Origin of the sequence: Niabella yanshanensis (assembly GCF_034424215.1) — a bacterium.
Taxonomy (GTDB): Bacteria; Bacteroidota; Bacteroidia; order Chitinophagales; family Chitinophagaceae; genus Niabella; species Niabella yanshanensis.
This window is the reverse complement of the sequence record NZ_CP139960.1, coordinates 412346-430824: the sequence shown is the minus strand read 5'-3', so window position 1 is coordinate 430824 and position 18479 is coordinate 412346. Positions and strand designations below refer to the sequence as shown.

The 18479-nt window shown below is 41.9% G+C and carries 17 protein-coding genes; 5 read left to right on the top strand and 12 right to left on the bottom strand.

Going from position 1 to position 18479, the window contains the following annotated elements; all coding sequences use genetic code 11:
* Positions 1-37: 37 nt before the first annotated feature.
* The 3 genes from U0035_RS01505 to U0035_RS01495 form a co-directional block, all read right to left on the bottom strand.
* A complete protein-coding gene (locus U0035_RS01505; RefSeq protein ID WP_114792741.1) occupies positions 38-694 on the bottom strand; it encodes a DUF3826 domain-containing protein in 657 nt (218 codons plus the stop codon).
* 38 nt (positions 695-732) lie between these two features.
* A complete protein-coding gene (locus U0035_RS01500) occupies positions 733-1407 on the bottom strand; it encodes a DUF3826 domain-containing protein (RefSeq protein ID WP_114792740.1) in 675 nt (224 codons plus the stop codon).
* 515 nt (positions 1408-1922) lie between these two features.
* Positions 1923-2264, bottom strand: a complete 342-nt coding sequence (locus U0035_RS01495) for a hypothetical protein (RefSeq protein ID WP_327138716.1) — start codon at positions 2262-2264, stop codon at positions 1923-1925.
* Between the two features lie 640 nt (positions 2265-2904).
* Between U0035_RS01495 and U0035_RS01490 the strand changes: the two genes are divergently transcribed.
* Positions 2905-4644: a fibronectin type III domain-containing protein gene (locus U0035_RS01490; protein WP_114792738.1), complete on the top strand. Its 1740-nt coding sequence runs from the start codon at positions 2905-2907 to the stop codon at positions 4642-4644.
* A gap of 96 nt (positions 4645-4740) precedes the next feature.
* Positions 4741-5787 (top strand): sterol desaturase family protein, encoded by a 1047-nt coding sequence (locus tag U0035_RS01485; RefSeq protein WP_114792737.1) that lies wholly within the window; start codon positions 4741-4743, stop codon positions 5785-5787.
* A 61-nt stretch (positions 5788-5848) separates the two neighbouring features.
* Here U0035_RS01485 and U0035_RS01480 read toward each other — a convergent pair whose 3' ends face one another.
* Together U0035_RS01480 and U0035_RS01475 are read right to left on the bottom strand one after the other, a co-directional pair.
* Complete coding sequence (locus tag U0035_RS01480) at positions 5849-6253, bottom strand: response regulator (RefSeq protein ID WP_114792736.1); 405 nt, start codon at positions 6251-6253, stop codon at positions 5849-5851.
* A 142-nt stretch (positions 6254-6395) separates the two neighbouring features.
* Positions 6396-8339 (bottom strand): sensor histidine kinase, encoded by a 1944-nt coding sequence (locus U0035_RS01475; RefSeq protein WP_114792735.1) that lies wholly within the window; start codon positions 8337-8339, stop codon positions 6396-6398.
* Between the two features lie 87 nt (positions 8340-8426).
* On the opposite strand from U0035_RS01475, the gene U0035_RS01470 reads away from it, so the two are divergent.
* Together U0035_RS01470 and U0035_RS01465 are read left to right on the top strand one after the other, a co-directional pair.
* Entirely contained in the window at positions 8427-8729 is a 303-nt protein-coding gene (locus U0035_RS01470; RefSeq protein ID WP_114792734.1) for a hypothetical protein, read from the top strand.
* Positions 8730-9144: 415 nt separating this feature from the next.
* A complete protein-coding gene (locus U0035_RS01465) occupies positions 9145-9372 on the top strand; it encodes a DUF6965 family protein (protein ID WP_114792733.1) in 228 nt (75 codons plus the stop codon).
* Positions 9373-9431: 59 nt separating this feature from the next.
* Here U0035_RS01465 and U0035_RS01460 read toward each other — a convergent pair whose 3' ends face one another.
* The 4 genes from U0035_RS01460 to U0035_RS01445 all read right to left on the bottom strand — a co-directional run bounded on the left by U0035_RS01460 (position 9432) and on the right by U0035_RS01445 (position 12428).
* The gene (locus U0035_RS01460; RefSeq protein WP_114792732.1) at positions 9432-9647 is read right to left on the bottom strand and encodes a hypothetical protein; all 216 of its coding nucleotides are present in this window, start codon (positions 9645-9647) and stop codon (positions 9432-9434) included.
* Positions 9648-9863: 216 nt separating this feature from the next.
* Positions 9864-10799 (bottom strand): DUF6268 family outer membrane beta-barrel protein, encoded by a 936-nt coding sequence (locus U0035_RS01455; RefSeq protein ID WP_114792731.1) that lies wholly within the window; start codon positions 10797-10799, stop codon positions 9864-9866.
* A gap of 129 nt (positions 10800-10928) precedes the next feature.
* Positions 10929-11597 (bottom strand): sialate O-acetylesterase, encoded by a 669-nt coding sequence (locus U0035_RS01450; protein ID WP_162817998.1) that lies wholly within the window; start codon positions 11595-11597, stop codon positions 10929-10931.
* Between the two features lie 372 nt (positions 11598-11969).
* The gene (locus tag U0035_RS01445) at positions 11970-12428 is read right to left on the bottom strand and encodes an Lrp/AsnC family transcriptional regulator (RefSeq protein WP_114792729.1); all 459 of its coding nucleotides are present in this window, start codon (positions 12426-12428) and stop codon (positions 11970-11972) included.
* A 184-nt stretch (positions 12429-12612) separates the two neighbouring features.
* On the opposite strand from U0035_RS01445, the gene ald reads away from it, so the two are divergent.
* The gene (gene ald / locus U0035_RS01440; protein WP_114792728.1) at positions 12613-13737 is read left to right on the top strand and encodes an alanine dehydrogenase; all 1125 of its coding nucleotides are present in this window, start codon (positions 12613-12615) and stop codon (positions 13735-13737) included.
* A gap of 101 nt (positions 13738-13838) precedes the next feature.
* Here the strand turns inward: ald and U0035_RS01435 are convergent, their stop codons facing one another.
* From U0035_RS01435 to U0035_RS01425, 3 genes are read right to left on the bottom strand one after another with little or no spacing between them, the layout of a single operon-like run.
* Complete coding sequence (locus U0035_RS01435) at positions 13839-15602, bottom strand: hypothetical protein (RefSeq protein ID WP_114792727.1); 1764 nt, start codon at positions 15600-15602, stop codon at positions 13839-13841.
* Between the two features lie 24 nt (positions 15603-15626).
* Positions 15627-17258 (bottom strand): sodium/sugar symporter, encoded by a 1632-nt coding sequence (locus U0035_RS01430; RefSeq protein WP_114792726.1) that lies wholly within the window; start codon positions 17256-17258, stop codon positions 15627-15629.
* A gap of 18 nt (positions 17259-17276) precedes the next feature.
* A complete protein-coding gene (locus U0035_RS01425; protein ID WP_211316535.1) occupies positions 17277-18479 on the bottom strand; it encodes an acyltransferase family protein in 1203 nt (400 codons plus the stop codon).

The following is an 18479-nucleotide window of genomic DNA, read 5'->3' as shown; positions in this document are numbered from 1 at the left end:
TGTTGATTAACCGTGTTTGCCTGTAATGTTTCCAACGTTATTTTACCAGTGCATCCGTTTTTGTGTACCAGTTCTTCCGTTCTAGTTTCAGGTTATATCCCCTCGTGGTAAGATAGCTGTTGATTTTTGCCCTGCACTCTTCAAATAATGTTTCTTTTAGCTTGCTGGATCCGGATGCCATTGCCAGATCCCGTACTTCTATTAACGAATTGAAAATATACGCCTCTTCTTCTTTTTTAAGAGACGGGATCATATCCATAAAAACATGATAGGTTACATGAAACAAACCGAATGTAAGCCCGTCCTTTACTTTATCAATTTGCTGACTATTGAGCTGTTCTGATAAAGATTGAACGAATGCAGCATTGATCGCTTTCCGTTCCTTCCCTGCTTCATTACGAACTGCCTCCAATTCTGTTTGTAGCAAAGATGACTGAGCCGTCTTTGTTTTGATGGTACTTATTTGTTTTTCCAGCTTTTCATCCAGTACTCTTACATTGATATATTGCCGTGCAATTTTGTCTCTTACGATATAAAACTTCGTGGAATCTCCAATATTTAATTCCCGGGCAATTTTAAAAGCCCTGTCATTAACAACACTTATATAATTGCTATCAAAGGATTGTGCCTGGCCTGATATTGTAATAAAAACAATCGATATGAACAACGTGATCCTCCCTGACATACTAGACATAACAAAAATGATTTTTAACTTCAATTAAAAGGAGATCATTATTTTTTGATCACTCTTCCCCTGGCTTCCAGATCTTCAGTTGCTTTACGCAAATCAAAGCCGGCCGCGGCCAGGTAATTATTGGCTCGACCCCTATATTTAATAAACCAATCACTACGCACATCAGCAGTTTCGGCCACCATAGCATTTTCCCTTGCTTCTTTTAGGTAGGTTGTAATTTGCGCCTTATGTACTTCTTTCAAACCGGGCAACAGTACCAAAAACCTGTCAAACTCATTTTGCAGGCCGCCTTCGGTCATCAAATCTTTTAACTCCTCCACCTGTTCTTCGCCCAGGTGCCGGGATATACTGCCCAAAAAATTCACGTAAGCTTTATTTAATTGGCCGACTGCTGCATTCCAGGCTGTTTGCTGCCTGGCGGCGGCCAGTTCTTTATCTGTCGTACTCCCTTCAGCTTTTTTCATAGCAATTTTTCGGTTGTCAAATATGACCTGAAGCGCCTCGAAATGATTATTCAATATAGCCTGTATGGAGGAACGGTCACTTTCAGTAAGTGTTGTTAGTTTCTGAGTTATTTCAGCTGCCCTGCTGGTGGTTGCATTGGTTTGTGTTATACCGGCCACTTCTTTCTGTGTTCCTGTCTGGCAAAAACATGGCTGAACTAAGGAACAAGCTGCGAATAAACCTATAGCATGTAATTTCAATCGTTGCATTTTAGAATATTTTGTAATCTCTCGTTTTTATACTTTTTTAATGGATTGAAGTGTTTCGACGTTAACGGCTGCCTGCAAAAACTATACATATTGTTATGAAAAACCGGCAATATCTGTTAAAGGTTTCTTTATCGGGGCCTGACGACATTTAACACTTCACAACTTTACAAACTTAAAAGCCAAATCTGAAAATATTCCGGAATCTGTGATAACGTTAGACTATTCAATTGACAGTCATACCCACTCACCCAGCTAATTGCTTTCCATAAAACAACGGCCCGATGAAGGAGGATACTGTAAAAACTACTGACAATTGGTATATGGCATAGGACACAGGGTATAGAACCCTGAATGTGTTTTCCCTAGGTCAATATCTCCGCCATTACCTTCCTGAGCAGCAGAATAGATGAAAAGAATAGGAGGTGAATGCCCGATGAACCAGTATCTGCGGGGGACTGATCCGGGACGCTGAAATTAGTATTTAACGGAAGCATTTATAGGATGCTTTATAAGCATTAGTTTATGTCACTTCCCTCTGATAGTAGCCGTTTTTTTTGACGCTTTATGATATCAATTGTTGCAATGAGGAACTTCTTATCTACCTCATCGATCTTATCCAGATCCTGTGGATTCAAAAGAACATGCTCAGCAAATACACCATACATCATAGACTTAAACTTATCTCTGACTAACCTGAATTGATTAAAGACGTTAGGATTTATTGTTTTAACCAATGTAGTATCTACCACAAAAAAATCTTTTTTGTACCGGATAACATATAGGAATCGGGTAGCCGATTGGGATTTACAGGAATCCACCGCGGTAATGATGAAGGTCTCACCCTTTGGAATGATCAACGGGATTTTTTTGTTGCTATCACAGCGGCCAAGAAAAGATGTAGCTTCTATTGTCTCCAATGATATACCAGCGCACACGCTGCTATCTGAGAGGGCAGCTTGCCCATAAACCAAACAGCGAAATGCAAGAAAAAACAATAGTGAAATCAGCCCTTTCATAGTTATTATTTTGTTTAACGTTGTTCTTTGATATTTTTTATACTGACTGTCTCACACCTCTGAAGCATCAACAGTTGTTTGACATAATGTGTAACTGAAGCATCCTCAGCTTTATACGACACAGGAAATAAACCTAAAGCGCTATACCACTGAAGTTGCAGCAACCGTATTAATTATAGGTATAAACTTAGCACATTGCTTCGTCATTGCTAACCTGCCTTGTCCTGCCTTATGACCTATTTGTTCACCCGGCAGATCAAATCAGGTGTTAGTTTTTATAAATCTGCTCTAAAACAAATGCCGCGATATGCCCTTTTCAATCTTTTCTCAAATCAAACGCAGCATATTTATCCTGTTTTCTAATGGAGATTCCGGTTTCTTAATCTTGTTTTAATATGTAGGAATAATTTACATTTCTTGCACGATTTCCTCTATTGAAATGCCCGCCGGCTCGCGATACTTTTAGCAAAACGATTTACATATGAAATATCTAAAATTAAACAGCCTTGCGCTGTACCTATGTCTTTTTGTGTCCCTTTTTTCCTGCCGGAAAGAAGTATCGACCCCGCTCCAGCCCGAGCCTGTCAGCAACCTGCAATATGCCATATCTGATGGCAGGGTTAACCTTACCTGGCAGCCATCAGGTGGTGGTTATGATGCATTTCAGCTGGAGCTGTCGCGTATGGCTGATTTTTCGGTGATCAATGAAAACATTGAAGTTAATGGCGACATCCATCAACATAGTTTCTGGCGGCTACCCCTTGGAGAAACTTACCATGTACGGGTACGGGCAGCTTCAGGCCAGCATGGCTTATTCTCTGATTGGACCACGCTTAGCTTTGAAACGGTTGAAAATAATATTCTGTACTCGATTGCAGAGGATAAAGTAACAGCCAATGGTGTAACCTTCAACTGGAGCAACCTGGAGGAGTCAGGTAGTAGCCAATCCCGGAAGATAACTCATATGGAACTTCGTCCATTTAAAGGTGCAGTAATCAGGCACAACCTGTCAGCACAGGATCTCAATGCCAGGCAAACATCCGTATCGTCGCTGGCGGCCAACATGCAATATGTTGCTACCATCTATAATGACCAATTTCCTCTAGGTACACAAACTTTTGCAACTCATGCACAGCCTGAAGGTAACACCTGGAAGCTGGAACCTTACAGCAACCTGGTTCATGCCATTAAAGCGGCCAGGAACAACGATATTCTTTTACTCAGCGAAGGCATTTATAATTATGCAACCATAGAAATCCCCATCGACAATAAAATCATTACTATTAAAGCTGCTGAAGGAGTAAAAGCCAAACCCAGATTCTACACAAGATTGTTGTCGTTGCAGGGAGCTCTTTCCGGCCTTAATCTGGAAGGCCTTGAAATTTCAGGCGCAAGGCTGGATAATTATAAGCAGGAGCTACCTGACGCAGCTGACCATCAATGGAACGACTGGGTAGTCAATCACAGCAACAGTCAAAGCCTGGTTTCGCTGAAATTAGACGACTGTATCGTTCGTAATTACCATACGGGCTTATTTAACCTGAATGGTGGCACTGGTAAAGTGATGGAATCGGTAACTATCAATAATTCTATTCTTCATCATTTAGGTGCAGATAACGAAACAGGAGTATTAAATATAGGAGCTGCACAGCTTAAGAAAGCAGTAATCAGCAACTCAACGTTTTACCTGGCTAATAAGATCTTTGTTGCGATTGATGCAGAAAGAAATCCCAATAATGTTATCGACTTCACATTCAAAAACAATACGGTTGACAGCAGTTTCACCGCGGGCGGATTCGATTTTAAAGCGGTTAAAGCTCCATCTAAATGTATCTTCGAAAACAACATTTTCTCAAACCTGACATCTGGCGGAAATTTCTTCCTTAATTTTGCTTATACCGCTAACAATTTTGAAAAGAGATTAGCCTTCACCAACTTTTTTAAGGTCCGATCCAAGTCAACTATATATGGCAGCAACTCATCTAACATGCCAATACATACCTGGGAACTCAGGCACCCCAATACTGTCTGGACTGAAGTGACGCCAGGTTTTATTATGAATGATGCCAATCACGCTAATCCCAACTCTATAAAAGAATATCCTTTTTCATATGATCCCCAATACAAGGACAAAGAAAACGGAGACTTCACTGTAAATGCAACGAGCCCCTTACGAGCCAATGCTCAGGGAAGGACCATCGGCGATCCGAGATGGTGGTAATATCATTTTATACTTAATAAAAGGTGTCTCAAAAAGGCACCTTTTGTTATTTATTGAAACAATGGTTAAATTAGTGAGGCGATAACAGCTATGCATATGAATATTTTTGAAACATTGTACAATGAGTTCATCGGTTTCTTTGGTATTGGCGGAATCATAGAAATGGTGAAGAAAAATGATTACAGCTCACTCACTACCTGGGCAGGAATTCAAAACCTGATCTATCCCATCATACCGCTGCTGCTTTTGATAGAAGTTGTCAGGGCCATTGTGTACAAACGATTTAAGATCGAAGATTATAAGCTATCCTTTATGGTATTTGTGCTTAACCGGTTTATATCCAGGTTTATCTCCATAGCAGCCGTGGGGTTTTGTATTGGCCTTTTCGAGCAATGGGCCATTTTCAAAACAGATATCACCTGGTATTGGCTTTTATATGGATATGTGATCTGGGAGTTTGCCCATTTCGTCTATCATTTTCTGGCACATAAGGTAAGGATATTATGGTGCCTCCACTCCACCCATCACGCACCGCAGCAGATGAACCTGTTCGTAAATTTTGCACATTTTTTCCTGGAAGCACCTTATGCCGATGTTATCCGCACTTCAATTTGCATCATACTGGGCGTGAGCCCGCCGTTGTTATTTTTGATAATGTTTATTGATGGGCTTTGGGGATCGTTTATACATGTTGGTGAAAATATCATTAAAAACGGGCGTTTAGGTTTTTTAGGAAAATTCCTGCTGACTCCCTCTCACCATCGTGTTCACCATGCGCGCAATCCTTTATATATGGATACCAATTTCTGCAACCTGTTAAATATATGGGATAAGGTGTTCAAAACTTACCAGGATGAAAAGAGTGAGATCAAAATTGAATATGGCATTACCAGGAAGATCAACCAAAACAATATACTGGATGCTTACTTCGGTGAAATTGTATGTTTGTGGAAAGATATTGTTAAAGCACCCGGTATAAAAAATAAACTGCTATATATTATTATGCCTCCGGGGTGGAGCCATACCGGCCATCATCAAACCGCCAAAATAGCGCGTACCGGCTATCTTAGCGAACAAGATAAAAATGTGAAAAATGATGAAGGAAGTGCTGATCAACTTCAACCGGGGCAATCATTCTCTTAAAGCATCTCAGGTCCTGTTCTCCTCAATTGCCGTCGCAAATGAAACTTTAACATAACGGGAATCAGCTTCCACCGTTGATGATGCCTGATACTTTATTAACAGAAAAGGGCTTAACGAGCAGTTCTTTTACGGCGGGGTAAATTCGCGTTCGCTCCCGGTCCAGATCATCAATTGAAGAACTGGCCACATATATTTTAATATCCTTAACTGCCTGCCCGGGTAGTGAAGAGAAAGCTCTCAAAAATTCCCATCCATTCATTTCGGGCATTTCAATATCCAGCAGAATAATATCCGGCAGGCGCTGAGACGGACCCTGAATCATTCCCTGGAGTATATCGATGGCTTCTCGGCCATTTTCAGCGAAGATAATTTCTGCATTGCTGCAGCAGAGACTAATCATCCTTCGCGTAACTAATTTGTAAACGTAATCATCGTCTACAATAAGAATAAGCTTACTGACGTTCATTTGTATTTAGAAGGTGCAAATAAAGGGCTCTCATATTTTGCCAGCCAAAGGTAACCTTATCTTTCCCAAGAGCATTGAATTTTTTTTTCTAATACCTTCCGGTGATATAAAATCAGGTATCCTTATAAATTTTAGCTATCGTTTAATTCAAGTCAGCAGAAGGCAGAAGGAAACTAAATCTTATAATGTTACCCAGTACTTCTTTCTTAAGCGAGCTTCCGTTTCTGGTTAGATAATCTTCACACAACTTAATTCCCAATCCTGTGGTTCTCGCCTTTTGGCCGTCATTATTGGATTCTATAAAGCTGTTCTGAATGCTAAAACGTACCGCGTCTGATACCTGATCAATTTCTATTAAAATACTACTGGAGGGATTGGTATACTTAACTGCATTATCCAGCAAATTTCTGAGTACTAAACGGATATGATTTTTATCTGCTATACAAAATTGAGATCCGGTTTGGCTACTTATCTGTATACTTACTTCTTTTGCTTCCACTATCGGTTTATAAACAGTTGCCAGAAAGTTGGTTGTTTTGATGATATCAAAATGCTCTTTGTTTATCTGTACTTCCTCCATCTGGGACCGGGCCCAATGAAGAATATTATCCAGCATTATCTTTAGCTGCTGAAAGTGGTTGCTATTGGAACGAAGCACCATTTTCAATTCGGCTTCGTCCAGCAGATCGATGACATCTGTTGACAATATCGACAGCAAACTATTAAAAGGTGTTCTAAGATCATGCGCAATAATTGAAAAAAGTTTATTCTTGACTTCATCAGAAGCTTTAAGCTGATTGATCACTTCCTTTAAATTCTCAGTACGTTTAGATACTTCCTGCTCCAGTTCATTATTATGTATCTGCATCAGTTTGAAATGATCCGCCTCAACCCTTCTTTGTTGTTCAAGGATAGTCTGGTATCGACGGCCCAGCGCCAGCGCCAGCAGCATAAATTCCAGCAAAACGCCGCTTTGAAGGATCAGAGGACTATAAGGGTGAAACGTCAATATTCCCTGGAGACAAAGCACGTAATAAATAACCGCACCTACAAAGGTTAACCAGGCTGCCCCCAGGTAAACAACAGCTTTACGTGCAGCGCAGTAAGCGTACACACTCGTAATAATTAAAGTTAAGGGCACCAGCAGGCCAAAAACCTGAGCCCCCATAGCCGCCTGGGCTTTAAATCCAAAAGCGCTTAGTAGCAGCAAGCCAGAGAGGCCGCCAAGCAATATATTGGTCCATCGGAAAAGATTCAGCGATATCGACCGGATATTGTAGAACCTGTTGGTGATTAAAATGGAGGTTGCAAAGCCGATGGAAAAGAAAATGTGCGGATAATTATAAACGAAATTCTTAATAGAATCGCCCAGCAGGTAAATATGCCCGCTGAGGTAACCAATTGTATAAATACCCAGGGATAATATATACAAGCAGTAATAGAGGTAGGCAGGATCCCTGACAGTAAGGTAGAGGAACAAGTGAAAGATCAATAGTGCAAAGAGAAAGCCTACAAAGCAAAGTTCTACCACCCTGTTACCTGAGTTTTCTATAAGGTATAAATTGTCGGCCCGGGCCAGTTGCAAAGGCAGGAGCATTATATTCCTGCTTTTAACCCGAAGCCATATTCCTGCTGTTTCCTGGTCTTCAGGTAAGTTAATCGGGAAAATATACTGACTGGTAGACCTGACTCCGTTGGAGGCATCGGTTAATGACCCTGCTTTGTAATGGCTCCATTGACTATCCCAACTGATATAACAATCTACCTGTTCTATGTTAGCATAATCTACCACCAGGTAGTTGGCGATCTTTTGCGTTCTTTTTAACGAAAAGTGTACCCATATGGCTGCGGAAGTATTGCCAAGATTTAATATATCGGTACGCCCTTTTCTGAATTGTTTAATTTTATATGCCTCTTGTACCTGTAGCAATGTTAGTTGTGCCGTAGTATCTATGAAACAGGAAACGTCCCGGCCTATATATCGGGCAGGATCTATTCCATCTCCGTTTATTGTTTGAGACCGCGTGACAACTGCGCAAAACAAGGATATCAGCAAAAAAACGAAACGCTTCAACTTGATTAACATCCGATAAAGTTACAGGTTGCAGGCTATTTTGCTCTTTTCACCAGCACTACTTTTCGGAAAAGAGCCGTAACTACCTAGGATCACGGGATGGTTATTACCCTGTTGCGAAATAATGCTTTACAGATACACCCAGTCATAGCCCGAACGGCATTAACGGATAATCATATCATTCCGGATATCCATTTTAAAAGAGAGGTACTTCAATGGCAGGGTTTACTATACCCGCAGGACCTCGTACAGGCACAGTATGGGTATTTTAATTTAACGCAGGGAGTGTTTCCTTTTTTTGTTTCTACTCATCTGCCACAAGATCTCCGGCATCAGCAATGGCCATCTATCTCTATTGATTATGACGACACGAAGATACCGGGGATCTTCTTTCACCGGTAGCTATTTTTGAAGAAGAAGGTGTTTTTTTTGAATTGCTGACAAAGCTTGTCAAAGATGCTAAGAGCTGGATTCTTGGGTTTATGCCGGATTGCGATGAGTTGAAAGAAGTAATTGCCGGTGATCTGCAAATGGCTTTTGAAAAAATAAAGCAATACCTTAGCAAGGACAGAGGATTTATAATGTATCATGGCAGTAACAGCGTCACCTAGGTACTACCGGAAACCCTGTATCCAACACTTTACGTGCAATAACAGGTCAATAAACCACTTATTGCAAGTCATTCGTGGTACAATAAAGATGCATTCACCCGGTTGAAGTATTAAGGATTGTATACTGCTGTAAGAATATTAAGAATAGTTAGCGGGAATTTAACCAAAGTGGCGTAACAAGTCCCCTCGTTCCTTATCTTGCAGCCATGACATTTACCGATATACAACTTTTTGAAATTGAGAAATTCTTTAATGAAATTACTATTCCCCAGGTAGTGAAGATCGACGCAGCTACCACTTACACCAACGCGCCGTTGTTTGTACAGGAAAATCTAGCGTTGCTCAAATCAAAACAACTCATACCGGTTATCGCAACACAACGATGGAATATGTTGTGTGAAGTAAAAAAAGCAATTCTGGACCCCGTAAAATAAAAACTATTTCATCCGGTTGCCCGTGCAGGCGCTTGTAAAGATGAATAGTACCATCAGCATCAAAGCAATTGATGGATTACCTGTTGCAATCTTCGCCAGGCATGCTCTTTACAGTATGACACACTGCCTAAATCTATCCTGCTTTCTTTCCAGATACGAATAGTATGCGCATATATTTTCTGATGACAGGCGCTTTGAGCCATCCATTCTTCTACTTCCTGTTGATGTGAAATAGCCAGCTCAAGCCTGTAATAGGCAACTAGCTGATGCTCCATATGGTGTATTTTAAAATCAATACCTTTTATTAAAATTTATTGTACTGTTCTTTTATAGGCTGTTTTAAATAGCTACCCTAATCGCTCACAACTGTAACCTAAGTACTGCATATAACAAATCACGTTTTCTATTTCAATTGCGGATTAATCAGTTTCTATCCTAAAGATATTATCTGTATCCTCACGGTTTTCATCTGTCATAAAGCTCAATAATATTTAGAAAGTATATCTTACGCCTGCACCAAATGTAAGATTTGCATTCAAGCCATGATAAGGATATTTTGTAAACATATTTCTTAGGTCCTTTTCCGCATAGGCAAAGCTCCTGAGAGCAGAGAAACCAAGGTTTGCTGTATATCCAAAATGTCCTTTAGTATAAGTACCGGACAATTCAAATGGCAGCTGCCAGAAATTCATCAGCCGGTTATTTATAGCTTTTCTCATCTTTACATCGTAGGAAATATTCTGAGGTTTAAATGCAAAAGCAAACCTGAGCCTATCATTGTACTGGTAGCCTGCTGCAACGGTATAGGCCAATCCCTGTCCTTCATCGGGCACACGTATATCAAAGTTGAATCGCCCGCCAAAACGCCAGTAAACAGACAATCCGGGCCAGAACATCGGTTTGCCCAGGTTATTATGAATAATAATGCCAAATCCCAACCTGAGTTTTGGCGAGAAGTTCCTGATAAACTGTATCCCTCCCGTAAGAAAGACATCATTATAGTCCACTGAAAGAAAATCTGAATTAAGCGCCGAATTCAGAAATAATGTATAAGCCCATTTCCGGTTCAAAACTGAATAAAAGGAAACAGCAGCGCTAACGGAATAAAGGTCTTCGGGAAGGACCTGTTCATTAAATCCAGTGTTAGACAGTGCTGTGTGCTTCCCGAAGACCGCTCCATTCAATAGTTTTAGCCTTCCGTTAGTGGTGTCGATCTTTTGATATAAACCAAAATGAGCGCTAAACGCCGTTTCAATAAGCCTGCTGCTACCTGTTTTAGCAGCGCTATCCAGCGGAGGAACATATTTTGAAACAGGGTGAAATTTTACATTCATTTCAATGTCATTGCTTTGAGCAATACAGATATAGGGAAGTCCGAAAATAAGACCTGTGCATAATCTTAGCCAGCTGAAGTTGCGATTTCTCATTTTTACAATATTTTTTTTGCAAAAATGGCCGCGAGCGGGCAGTTCACTTACCGTAAAAAGGAGTCATAGTTTCGTAAAAGGGATTAATTTCTTACGGAACTGATGAGGGCAAACAACTTGAGTAGCTTTTCACCGCCCCTGGAAACCTGTCTTAAACGGAGTAACCGGTAACTGATCAGCGTTGACCAGGTTGGGTACTGCAGTTTCGTACCAACCCAAACGAACTTTCAGCGGATCTTTTATCTCCGGATGAAATACAAGTACTTCGTTCTTACCCCGAATTTTTGCCAAAGCAGGATGAAACTGATGATCAGACCCGGCTATTTCAACCACCTCAAGCCGTAAAAATCCTTTGACAGCAAACGGTATCAAAGGAGCTATCATTACGTCATACCAGGCGCCCGGCATTTGCCCGTCAACCAGTCCACTATTTGCTTCCAGCATCGGTCTAAATATGGGCGACCGCTGGTAATCGCTCAGGGCCGTCCATGCTTCAATATGGGTACCGCCAACAGCAGCTGTAATAATACCGATTGGTGTATTAAGCTTTTCCTGTATAGTCCTGGAAAAAAAATAACCTGCGGCAGATGCTGCCTTCAAACTTTCTTCATTAGCATTACTCCATGATGTTCTACCTCCGTTGCGCGAACGGTTATAAACTCTTATCGAGGCGTTCTCCGGCTTTCGCAGCTCTAAAACATCCAGGTTAGCTCCTTTCAAGGGTTGAGCATAGGTTGGATAACGCTGCATACGATATTCCATATTGGACTGACCCGAACAAACCCAAACCTCACCCACTACAACATTATGGCATACAATACTGCGTTTTCTTCAATGACCCCCAAACAGGAACTCTGACACCTTGTTGAAAAATCATGCTGAGTTAAAACACCCCGGGCGTGCTTAACTGTGCATAAACCGCTGATGAAAACGCCAGTAACATAAGTATCATTACCTGCCTCAGGACACGCACCATCGTTATTAAATCTTTTATCATTGTAAAAAGGGGTTAGAAAGCAGTCATTAATTTATTATTCACAGGTAAAAGTAGTACAAATCGTGGCGGTGACAGGCGTTTGCATTTATGATTCGACTGCCTTAAAACTTACAGGATCTTCTTATTCAATTATGAACTGCATATATTGCCTTCCATTATAAGCAAATCAAATACTAAATGGGTAATGCAAAGGAATTCTTTACTTCAGATATTACAAAAACGGTATTAATCAGGGAAACTTCAGATAACGTGGATAGCTTTTTCTGATGAAAGGTATGATAGCTTTCCATATCCGGCACTACTATTTTTAACATGTAATCATAGTTTCCCGAAATCAGGTTGCACTCTACCACCTCAGGCAGGTTTCTGATTGCAGCATTAAATACTTCGGAGATATCAAAGGTTTGCTTGGCCAGACTTACCTGGCAATACACCATCAGCTGTTTGCCTAGTTTATCTTTATTTAAAATTGTCACATATTTTTGAATTACGCCCTCCCGTTCCAGCTTCTTGATGCGATCGTGAACCGGAGTCAAAGATAGGTTGATCTTCCTGGCGATGTCCTTATAAGTAAGATGAGCATCTTCCTGTAAAAGACGCAGGATTTTTTTATCCGTTTCGTCGGGCATCATACATTAAATGCATTTTTGTTTTAAAAGACGGTAGTCACATTTTTTCTTTTTCGTATCCTATTCTCCTATAAATTTAGATTTTTTTTCTTAATTGATACCGTTAATCAGAAAAAAATAATTATTTTTTTAAAATAATAAAGAAACTTTTTATCTGTAAATAATTTTGTATCAAATTAATTCAAATATGATCATAGGGGTTCCTAAAGAAATAAAGAATAATGAAAACCGGGTAGCTTTAACTCCCGCTGGTGTGGCCGAAATGACAGGTCGCGGTCATGAAGTGTATGTACAGCATAATGCCGGGACGGGCAGTGGCTTTAGCGATGATGAATATATAGCTGCGGGGGCTGCCATCCTGGATTCTATTGAAGAAGTGTATGCAATTGCGGAAATGATCATGAAAGTCAAGGAACCTATTAAGCAGGAATATAGCCTGATCAAAAAAGACCAGTTGGTCTTCACTTACTTTCACTTCGCCTCATCTGAACCCTTGACTATGGCCATGATTGAAAGCGGCGCGGTTTGCCTGGCTTATGAAACAGTGGAAAAAAAGGACGGAAGCCTGCCCCTATTAATACCAATGTCTGAAGTTGCTGGTCGTATGTCTGTTCAGGAAGGAGCAAAAAGCCTTGAGAAACCACTGAAGGGACGTGGAGTGCTGCTAGGCGGCGTACCAGGTGTTCCCCCGGGCAAGGTTTTGATTTTAGGCGGCGGCGTAGTAGGCACCCAGGCTGCAAAGATGGCTGCAGGATTAGGTGCGCAGGTTACTATCATGGACATCAGCTTACCCCGGCTACGCCAGCTTGCTGATATCCTGCCTGCGAATGTAACTACGATGATGTCCAATACTTATAATATCAGGACTATGATAAAGGATGCGGATCTGATCATCGGGGCAGTATTAATCCCGGGGGCTAAAGCGCCATTACTCATCACGCGGGAGATGCTCAAGGAGATGCGCCCCGGAACCGTGCTGGTTGATGTTGCTGTTGACCAGGGTGGCTGTATTGAAACCTGCACACCTACCACGCACGAAAATCCGACATTTATTATTGACGATATCGTTCATTATTGCGTAGCCAATATGCCCGGCGCCGTACCCTACACCTCTACTCTTGCACTAACCAATGCTACATTGCCCTACGCATTGCAATTAGCAGATAAAGGATGGCAAACTGCATGCAGAGAGAATAAAGAGTTGGAAAAAGGATTGAATATTGCTAATGGGAAGGTATTGTACAAGGGTGTTGCAGAAGCGTGGAGTTTACCCCTTAACGAAGTATTGGAAGAAGAACTATCAGTACTTTAATCTTATTTCCTGATCCGTACCCCGCGAAGATCAACACGCAAGCTACTGTTAGTGACCATTAACAGTAGCTTTTTTAGTTGTAAAACGGCTTGGTAAATTCTCTAACTAAAAATAAGGATGTGCTTAAAGGGCGTTGTACCTGTAATATAAACGTGCTCGCCGGGAGTTCGTAAGGTTCCGAAATGAGTGCTATAACGTTCACCTTCAAGATGGGTTACTCCTTTATGACTAACCGTGCCGGGTCCAAACTTAATAAGATCTTTGCCATTACGGTACTCGCCTATGCCCTGCTCTAAAAAAAAGTTCCCATTGACATCTGCAGCCTGCAGGCCGGTAAGCGCCCCCCCTTCTTTAAAACACATTTCTATGGTAAGCGGCACACCTTGCATTCCTTTTACCTGGAATTCGAGTTGCACGACACCTTTATTCTCAGTTAAACGAACTATCGTCTCCAATGTTTTCACATTACTGGCCGGCCGCTTACTGAAATCCATTTTATTCCAGAAACGTCCGTCGATACTGGGAGATAATTCATAATTGCCATCTGTTTTTCGGTTTTCCCCAGGCAAAGGCTGATAATAGGGTATTTCAAGTTTTTTCCTAAGCACGTAGCTATTTCCCTCTTTTTTAAGCCCATCGCTATAAAAATACCCCATACTGAAAAAACCGGATGACAATCGCATATATTTCAGAATAGCATTCCCTTTTCTATAGGAAAAAAAATCGGGAGAATTGGATCGTCCGGAAGCTATAATCAACGGCCAGTCCACACCACCAAATAATGTGACAGATGTATTATTATCTTTTATTCTTAATAAATGCGAGGTCGAAAATAATTTCTCGTACCGATCAGGTAAGGGTGTCGCCGCAGGCAATTGCTGCTGCAATATTGCATCTTCCAGAAAGTTAAACAGCGCCCGGCTCAAAATATCTTTATTAAAGGAGTCGGTGGTTTCAAGCATTCGGGCAATAGCTGAAAAATGCTTATCCTGGTCGTGAATAGCCATATAGCGGTAGGACAAATAAAGCGTTGTGGCAGGCTTCGCCGCAAACTCGTATTGATCCTGCCTTCTTGAGTCGTTACCAACCAGATCTCCGTTGGCTTCGATGTAATAAGCATACATTGATAAATTCTTTCTTATGGCTTGGTACAGATAAGCTTTGCCGGTTAGCCTGGCTATCGTTATCAACGCCGCATTTTCAACGCCTGAATAAATACCGCTCCGCTCGGGGTAGTGTCCGTCAGCATCTGTAAACACACCTTCTCCTAACCAGTCATTAATACGGTCCAGGTATTTCCGGTTCGGGTATAAGTGGTTGATCTGGGCCAATGCTGCTGAAATCACCCAGCGATGATTGGGGGTATGAACACCTCCTGTCACTAATCCTTCGCCTGCCCTTAGCATTATTTGTTTTAACTCCTGCTGCACCTCTTGCAGGTCACTGCTATGATCCCTTCGCATTATAGAAGCGGCAGGGCCCAGTATTTCTATTAAGAAAGCGGTATCCGGCGGCGACTCCAGGTTACCTGCATTAACGGTTCCATCTTCCGACTGTGCAGCTGCGAGAAATTTGACCAGGATATCCAGTTTTTCAACAACAGCCTTATGATGGTAATAGACAGAGTCTTTTGCACTATATGCCGCTGCTAAGGTTGCGATATTGTAGGCGATCAGCCGGCTAAACCGAAGCTTATCCTTTTCGATTGATTTCATCAATAGCGCTGCCTGATCGTCATTAGCCCGGATCAATCTGCCCATCAGCACGGTGTCTACAGATATCGGGCCATTGCCGCCTGAAGCCTTTGCAATGAATGGGCTCAATGCAGCCATTCCTCCTATTTTTAAGAAATCACTTCTCTTCATGCTTTTATTTTAAAGAAAAACCTGCTACCAGAAAACCGTGTATAAAGCAATCAAAATACCGCCAATAAATATAGAGCCGATTACAAATTCTGTGGACACTTTAAACCAGCTTTTATCAACCCTGATAGCATTACTATCCTGGCTTGCGGGCCTTCGTAAACTAATCACGATCATCAAGATCGCTATTATAAAAAAAGTAATGGCCATCCGATCCAGGAAAGGATAGTCAGGGAACGCGCCCTGAGTCCATACGGGCAGGAATTTTAAGATAGCGGATACCGGGATAGTAAGCAATGCTCCTGATAAGGCGGCGGTTGCCGTGGTGCGCTTCCAGAACATGCCTAACAAAAATATGGCCAGCACCCCCGGAGAAAAAAAGCCGACATATTCCTGGATGAACTGGTAAGCCTGGTCAAGCGATTTTAACGCAGGTGTTACGATAGCAGCCATCAACATCGAAATAATAACGGCGTACCGGCCTACCCGCACCACCTTTTTATCAGAGGCATTCTTATCAAAATACTTTTTGTAAATGTCCAAAGAAAATATAGTGGATATACTATTGGCTTTGCCGGCAAGCGACGCAACTATAGCCGCGGTGAGTGCCGCAAAAGCAACTCCCTTTAAACCGGCGGGCAGGAGATTCATCAGCGTTGGGTAGGCGTGATCGGGTTTAACAGCGCCCGTAATTGCATCTTTCATTTCCTCCTGGAACATGCCATTCTGATGCATCACATACATGGTGATACCCGGTAGCACGGCGATAAGGGGTACCAAAAGTTTCAGAAAAGCAGCAAACAAAATGCCATTGCGGGCTGTCTTCAAATCAGCACCCAACGCACGCTGAACGATATACTGATTACAACCCCAATACGCCAGGTTGTTGATGAGCATGCCCCCAATTAAAACAGACATACCGGGCAGCTCTTTATAATGCGGACTGGTTTTATCGAATATCATATGAAAATGATCAGGAGCTTCCTTTCGCAATATACCGAGCGCCTCAAGTACATTGCCTTCCAACCCAAATTTGTCTGCCAGTAAAGAGAGTGCCAGGTAGGTAGTTACCAAACCGCCTATCAGCAATACCAGTACCTGTATCACGTCGGTATACCCGATCACTTTCATGCCCCCTAAAGTAACAATAACAGAAAAGACACTTAATCCCGCGATGCTCCACTCAAAACTCACCGGTGAAATGGAAGATATGGCCAATGCGCCCAGGTAGATGATAGAGGTAAGGTTTACAAACACATATACCAGCAGCCAAAACACCGCCATAATAGTACTAACCTGGTCGCTATACCGCTTAGCCAAAAATTGCGGCATCGTGAATATCTTATTCTTCAGGTACAACGGAATAATGAATACGGCAACAATGATAAGTGTAGCGGCAGACATCCATTCATAAGTGGATATAGCGAGGCCCAACGCGAAGCCTGAGCCGCTCATTCCTATAAAATGTTCGGCCGAAATGTTGGATGCGATCAATGACGCACCTATAGCCCACCAGGTGAGCGATCCCTCGGCCAGGAAAAAGTCATTAGAACTCATCGTTCCCGACTTTTTCTTATGATAGATATAATAGCCGTAAGCAGCTACTGCTATAAAGTACACAAAGAAAACCACATAGTCGGCAGGCAATAGTGTATGCATGAGTGAAGCTTATCGTTGTTACAATCTTAAAAATATCTTTTTCTTATACAGGCCATAAAGCGCAGCAAACTGAATGAGTGCAACGCCCGTCCATAACATTGCATCATGCCACCTGACATCCATCCGCCGGGTTATCCCTTCCAGTATAAATTCTGAGGTTGACAGGAAATTAACCAGGCCGTGTGCCGCCATATATATCAATATAGAATTACAACCCAGCCAAACAAAAGGCCCGGCCCATTTTTTAATACCCTGTACATCTATTACAAAATAAAACAGGGTCAATAGCAGCAAACTCCATCCTCCCGCATATAAAACAAATGAGCCGGACCAGATGGTTTTATTGATAGGAAACACGGTATTCCATGCCAATCCGGTAAGAATCATGCAAATGCCCGCAAGAGATAAAATCAATACCTTCTTTGTAGCTGTATACCGGACACTGCGTAGCATTTCTCCGGTAAAGATGCCGAGCAAAGCCGTAGCTATGGCAGGAATGGTCGATAGCAACCCTTCCGGATCGTAAACACCCCGATGCAGTTTTCCCGGTAAGAACAACCGGTCTATATAGGCTGACAGATTACCGTCGGGAGTTAACATGCCGGCGCCAAAGCCCGGAACCGGTATAAACGTCATTGCCGTCCAATAGCCCAGAAGAATAATGATAAGCCATGCAATACGCCAGCGAAACGATGCATTCAAATAAATAATAGCTGCAAAAAAACAACTCAAAGCTATACGTCCCAGCACACTGGCGAAACGGGTTTCTTCAAAAGGCTTCCATTGCAATAACCCGTTCACGATCATGCCGAGCAATATTAGCAAGAGCGTTCGTTTTATCAGTACCCTATAAATCTTTCGCTTAGCTCCTGGTCCGGCAGCCAATTGTTTGGCGTACGAAAATGGCATGCTAACGCCGGCAATAAAAATAAACAACGGGAAAATAAGATCGTAAAAAGTAAAGCCATTCCACACGGAGTGGTGTAACTGGTTGCTAATGCCCACCAGCATCTTTTCTAATAAACTGAGATTGCTGGTTATGGCAATTTGCCAGGTATGCGAATCCTGCACCAATCCATTCTTCTGCTGTATAGCTTCGGCAATTCCATGGAATATACCTTCGCCGCTAACAATCCAGAACATATCAAATCCCCTTAAGGCATCGAGAGACAAAAGCCTTTTGCCCGGAATGATTGATTGATCATTATCGATATTTTTCAA

Excerpts from the sequence above, each read along its gene's own strand:
- U0035_RS01460 (WP_114792732.1), bottom strand. The coding sequence starts at position 9,647 with ATGGAGCATCAGCTAGTTGCCTATTACAGGCTTGAGCTGGCTATTTCA.
- ald (WP_114792728.1), top strand. The coding sequence starts at position 12,613 with ATGATCATAGGGGTTCCTAAAGAAATAAAGAATAATGAAAACCGGGTA.
- U0035_RS01445 (WP_114792729.1), bottom strand. The coding sequence starts at position 12,428 with ATGATGCCCGACGAAACGGATAAAAAAATCCTGCGTCTTTTACAGGAA.
- U0035_RS01475 (WP_114792735.1), bottom strand. The coding sequence starts at position 8,339 with ATGTTAATCAAGTTGAAGCGTTTCGTTTTTTTGCTGATATCCTTGTTT.
- U0035_RS01470 (WP_114792734.1), top strand. The coding sequence starts at position 8,427 with ATGGTTATTACCCTGTTGCGAAATAATGCTTTACAGATACACCCAGTC.
- U0035_RS01505 (WP_114792741.1), bottom strand. The coding sequence starts at position 694 with ATGTCTAGTATGTCAGGGAGGATCACGTTGTTCATATCGATTGTTTTT.
- U0035_RS01455 (WP_114792731.1), bottom strand. The coding sequence starts at position 10,799 with ATGAGAAATCGCAACTTCAGCTGGCTAAGATTATGCACAGGTCTTATT.
- U0035_RS01500 (WP_114792740.1), bottom strand. The coding sequence starts at position 1,407 with ATGCAACGATTGAAATTACATGCTATAGGTTTATTCGCAGCTTGTTCC.
- U0035_RS01430 (WP_114792726.1), bottom strand. The coding sequence starts at position 17,258 with ATGCATACACTATTGCCTGCCGACTATGTGGTTTTCTTTGTGTACTTT.
- U0035_RS01465 (WP_114792733.1), top strand. The coding sequence starts at position 9,145 with ATGACATTTACCGATATACAACTTTTTGAAATTGAGAAATTCTTTAAT.
- U0035_RS01435 (WP_114792727.1), bottom strand. The coding sequence starts at position 15,602 with ATGAAGAGAAGTGATTTCTTAAAAATAGGAGGAATGGCTGCATTGAGC.
- U0035_RS01485 (WP_114792737.1), top strand. The coding sequence starts at position 4,741 with ATGAATATTTTTGAAACATTGTACAATGAGTTCATCGGTTTCTTTGGT.
- U0035_RS01490 (WP_114792738.1), top strand. The coding sequence starts at position 2,905 with ATGAAATATCTAAAATTAAACAGCCTTGCGCTGTACCTATGTCTTTTT.
- U0035_RS01480 (WP_114792736.1), bottom strand. The coding sequence starts at position 6,253 with ATGAACGTCAGTAAGCTTATTCTTATTGTAGACGATGATTACGTTTAC.